Source organism: Streptomyces triticirhizae (genome assembly GCF_003696235.1).
GTDB classification, from domain to species: Bacteria; Actinomycetota; Actinomycetes; order Streptomycetales; family Streptomycetaceae; genus Streptomyces; species Streptomyces triticirhizae.
Window position 1 is genome coordinate 1 of sequence record NZ_RFFJ01000343.1, and the last position, 3,015, is coordinate 3,015.

Here is a 3,015-nt window from a genome sequence, read left to right on the forward strand (position 1 = left end):
TCGCCGCCCCGGCGGCGGCCGCGAGCCGGGGCGGGCGCGGCGGCGGCCGGGGCGGCCGGCTTCGCTGGCTCGCCGGCGACCACCACATCCACACCCAGTTCAGTCCGGACGGCATGTACCGGGTGGACGACCAGGTGCGCAACGGCACCCGGTTCGGCCTGGACTGGATGGTGATCACCGACCACGGCAACGAGAACCACAGCCGGATCGGCGTCGAGAAGGTCAACCCCGAGATCCGCGCCGCCCGCGAGACCTACGACGAGACCCTGGTCTTCCAGGGGCTGGAGTGGAACATCCCGGCCGCCGAGCACGGCACCGTCTTCGTCCACCCGGGCGCCGACGAGGTGCGGGTGCTCAAGCAGTTCGAGACCGACTACGACGGCAGCGTCAACGGCGCCAGCGGCAACTCGCCGGCGAACGAGGCCCTCGCCATCGCCGGCCTCGACTTTCTCGCCGAGCAGGTCCGCCGCCGCACCGTGCGCGACGCCCTGATGCTGGCCAACCACCCCGCGCGGCAGGGCGTCGACTCGCCCCACGAGATCCGCGCCTGGCGCGACGCCCAACCCCGCATCGCCGTCGGCTTCGAGGGCGCCCCCGGCCACCAGGCCGCCGGCATCCCCGCGCCGCACGGCCAGGGCAGCGGCCGTGGCTACTACACCGGCAGCCCTGGCCCCAACTCGTTCCCGGGCTACCCGGCGGAGAGCTACCGCACCTGGGGCGGCTTCGACTGGATGACGGCGACCGTCGGCGGCCTCTGGGACAGCCTGCTGGCCGAGGGCAAGCCCTGGTGGATCACCGCCAACTCCGACTCCCACGTCAACTACGCCGACACCTCCACCCGCCCCGAGGGCTCGGACTTCGACGGGAACGGCTTCCACGGCGACCCCGTCTACGCCGGCTCCGGACTCAACCTGGGCGCGGGCGACTTCTGGCCGGGCCAGTACAGCCGCACCCATGTCGGCGCGCACGACTTCTCCTACGCGGCGGTGATGGACGGCATCCGCGCCGGCCGGATCTGGGTCGACCACGGCGGGCTGATCGCTGGCCTCGACGCCCAACTGCGCGGCGGCGGGCGGTCGGTGACCCTCGGCGACACGCTCCTGGTGCGGCGCGGCACCAGGGTCGAACTCAAGATCAAGATCGCGTTGGCCGCCATCCCCAACTGGGCCAACTTCGTGCCCAGGCTGGCCAGGGTGGACGTGATCAGGGGCGCGGTCACCGGCGCGGCCGCCGACCGCGACACCTTCCACGCCCCCGACACGCGGGTGGTGAAGTCCTGGGAGGTGAACGAGACCAGCGGCACCGTCACCTTCACCTACGACCTGGGCCGGGTCTCGGAGCCTGCCTATGTCCGCCTGCGCGGCACCGACGGCAGGCGGTCGCAGCCCGGCCTCAACGGCTCGGACGTGGACCCCGCCGGCCCGGCCCTCGACGTCGAGGGCGACGCGGACCCGTGGGAGGACCTGTGGTTCTACTCCAACCCGATCTGGGTCCTGCCGGAGTGACCGACCCGGCCTGACGGTGCCCATGGCCTGACGGCGCTCCCGGCCCGACGGCGTCGGCGGGGGCGAAGCCCCTCCACCGGGGCGACCAGCCCCGGTGGAGGGGCTTCGCCGTGCTCACCCCTCGATCCGTTCGCCCCCGTCCGCCAGCGCGGCCTCGTAGGCCGTGAACGCCCGCACCACCGCCGCCCGTTCGGACGGCGTCAGCGGCTCCAGAGCCGCGCGCCAGGCGCGGGCGCCGGGGGAGAGCCACCGCTCCAGCGCCGGCCGCATCCCCTCCGGGATGGAGACCACGCGGCGGCGCCGGTCGTTCTCGTCCTCGCGGCGGTCGAGAACGCCCTTCCTGCTCAGTTCGCTGACCAGCAGGCTCGCGGTCGTGGGGGCCACCTCCAGGCGGTCGGCCAGTTCGCTGACCGTCATCGGGCCGTCGAGCAGCAGGAACGACAGCAGCGAGAGATGGCGCGGGGCGAGCGCCAGGTCCGCGAGTTCCTCCGGGACCCCCAGGCGCTTGACGCGGCCGATGGCGCGCGGCATCACCAGCAGCAGCTTGCGGACGGCGGCATCGACGTCGTCGCGGGCGTCGTCGGGCACGTCTGCGGGCACGTTGGCGGGCACGTCGTCGGGATCGGAGTGGACGGGGGGCGTGTCAGGCATTATGTTTGCTTCCAAAGCTATTTTGTTGTTGGGGCAACAGGAGGAATCATGCCGCACTGCACCGTCACCCTCGCCGAGGAACTCCTCGACGGCACGACCGAGGAGCGGCTGGTGGCCGGGCTCACCGACGCCGTCGTCGCGGTGTACGGGGACTGGGCCCGTCCGCTGGTGGTCATCGAGTTCCACGGCGTTCCCGCCGCCCGCTTCGCCGTGGGCGGCAGGCTCGGGACCGCGCCCGCGCCCGCCGTCCAACTCAGCAGCCGCGCCGGCCTGTTCACCCAGGTGCCGGACGCCGCCGAGCGGCTGGCCGCCGGGCTCACCGACGCCGTCGTCGCGGTGCTCGGCGAGGAGCTGCGGAAGGACGTCGGCGTGACGCTGGTCGGCACATCGGACGACAGGTCAGCCGTCGGCGGGGTCCTCTTCGCCCACGCCTGAGGCCCCGCCGTTCACGGCCGCCGCTCAGGCGTTGGCGGCCGTTCACCCGGCGATGGCCCGGGCGTTCGCGGAACGATCCCGCCCGTCAGCCGCCCGGGAGGAGGCTGGGCCGGTCCCGCGCCCCGACCAGGCCCCGGAGGATTCCGCCCGTGCCGCTCACGCCCCCGCCCGCCACGCCCGGCCACTGGCTTGGGCTGGCCGCCGGGCACGCCCGCAACGCCGACGCCGACCATCTGCTGCACCGGCTCGCCGCCGAACTCCCGCTGTCGGACGACGCGTTGGGGCAGACCCATCGCGTCGGCCCCGGCCGGCTCGGGCTCAGCCTCGGGCTGCCGGACGCGGCGGCGGCCCGCGCCGCCGCAGGATGGCTGGCGGAGGCGGCGCCCGAGGTCGCGGTGGCCGAGGCGGCGGACGGCGCGCGCGG

Annotated in this window: 3 protein-coding genes and 1 pseudogene; 3 read left to right on the top strand and 1 reads right to left on the bottom strand. The window is 74.4% G+C overall.

Annotated features, from left to right (window positions below; genetic code table 11):
* A partial coding sequence (locus EBN88_RS29350; RefSeq protein WP_122400024.1) for a PHP domain-containing protein occupies positions 1 to 1,505 on the top strand: 1,505 nt, incomplete at its 5' end.
* A gap of 114 nt (positions 1,506 to 1,619) precedes the next feature.
* Here EBN88_RS29350 and EBN88_RS29355 read toward each other — a convergent pair.
* A complete protein-coding gene (locus tag EBN88_RS29355; RefSeq protein WP_233581115.1) occupies positions 1,620 to 2,036 on the bottom strand; it encodes a MarR family winged helix-turn-helix transcriptional regulator in 417 nt (138 codons plus the stop codon).
* A 168-nt stretch (positions 2,037 to 2,204) separates the two neighbouring features.
* On the opposite strand from EBN88_RS29355, the gene EBN88_RS29360 reads away from it, so the two are divergent.
* A complete protein-coding gene (locus EBN88_RS29360) occupies positions 2,205 to 2,591 on the top strand; it encodes a tautomerase family protein (RefSeq protein ID WP_122400026.1) in 387 nt (128 codons plus the stop codon).
* A 149-nt stretch (positions 2,592 to 2,740) separates the two neighbouring features.
* A pseudogene (locus EBN88_RS29365) lies at positions 2,741 to 3,015 on the top strand (hypothetical protein); the annotation flags it as partial.